2 protein-coding genes are annotated in these 1,250 nt (G+C 45.4%); both read left to right on the top strand.

What is annotated here, in order from left to right; genetic code table 11:
• A partial coding sequence (locus A3762_RS27390; protein WP_197469140.1) for a hypothetical protein occupies positions 1 to 612 on the top strand: 612 nt, incomplete at its 5' end.
• A gap of 92 nt (positions 613 to 704) precedes the next feature.
• Positions 705 to 1,250 (top strand): DUF6160 family protein (locus A3762_RS07950; RefSeq protein ID WP_197469139.1); only part of this gene is annotated, 546 nt, incomplete at its 3' end.

The following is a 1,250-nucleotide window of genomic DNA, read 5'->3' as shown; positions in this document are numbered from 1 at the left end:
CAAGCTGATGGTACTACTGACTCAGACGCTAGTACTACTGTATTGATCAGTGACCTTGACATTGACGGCTACCTTGGCCCAGTTGACATCCACATCGAAAACGATGGTAACGGCTTCACTGCTTCAACTGGTGAAACTGGTTACGGTAACGCTGATTCTGTAATCAACTGGAACACTTACATTAACATTACTGATCTTGATGTTTACATCGATATCGCTGGTGTTGCGATCGAAAATTTGAAGATCAACAACGTTCGTGGTGACGTGACTGATATCGACGGTAACTTTGCATTCGGTTTCGCTCAATCTAAGCGTGAAATTTACGCAGTACGTAACGCTGCAGGTTTGAGCTCTGCTAAGCTAGCTGCTGCATACGGTGTTGTACCGTTCATTGCTGCTGCTGACGGCACTGGTGGTCTCAGTGTTGCTCCTCTAGCTTCTGGTGCTGCTGTTGCTGACGCATACGGCGTTGACGGTGTTGCGATCAATACTCACTTCAAAGGTGACATGGAAATCGGTGCACTTTCATTCGGTGACGACGGTGAGTCTATTGGTCAGCTTTACTGGACTGATATCGACAGCCAGACTAACTGGACAATCTCTGCTCACTAAGATTGCTTAGTAGTATGAGTTAATGCTCAGTAGAAAAGCCGCTCATCTGAGCGGCTTTTTTTGGTTTTAAATAACAATAAAGGAGTAGGCTAATGTCTATCATTAGAAAGACTGCGCTAGCCATAGCAGTATCTGCTGTAAGTGCTGGAGTGCAAGCCGAACTAAAAGCGTTAGACGATAACACGATGGGTGAGATGACTGGCCAAGCAGGCTTGACCATTGATCTAGAAACGAAATACACCATCGGCGAATTTATGTATAAAGACGCAGGTTCAGTATTTTTAAATGGTATCAGCTTTGGTTCCAATGAGAACGTTCAAGCTGGTGGTTTTTTTGACAATGTTCGTATCAAGTTAGATATCGCTGGTAGCGGTGCGCTTGATGTAAAGAATGCAGTTGGTGACGGATCAACACCGGAGCTTGGAACAACAGTCGATAACCTTCTTGAAACTGGTTTCTCTGGTGTTCGCAAAGTTGCAGCCATTCAAGGCGCTGCAGCTTCTGGAGAAGGTAATACCGCTGAAGCGAGTAAGTTTTACGATCTATATGATGGTGAAATTACCGTCGCAGATGCGCAAAGTGCTGGGCTAATTGCAGCCGATGGCGTTTCTTCTACAGGTCCTTTAACGGTAGAAGAC

Source organism: Oleiphilus sp. HI0125 (assembly GCF_001635355.1).
Note: the sequence above shows the minus strand (reverse complement) of the source record. Positions and strands in the feature narration are given on the sequence as shown.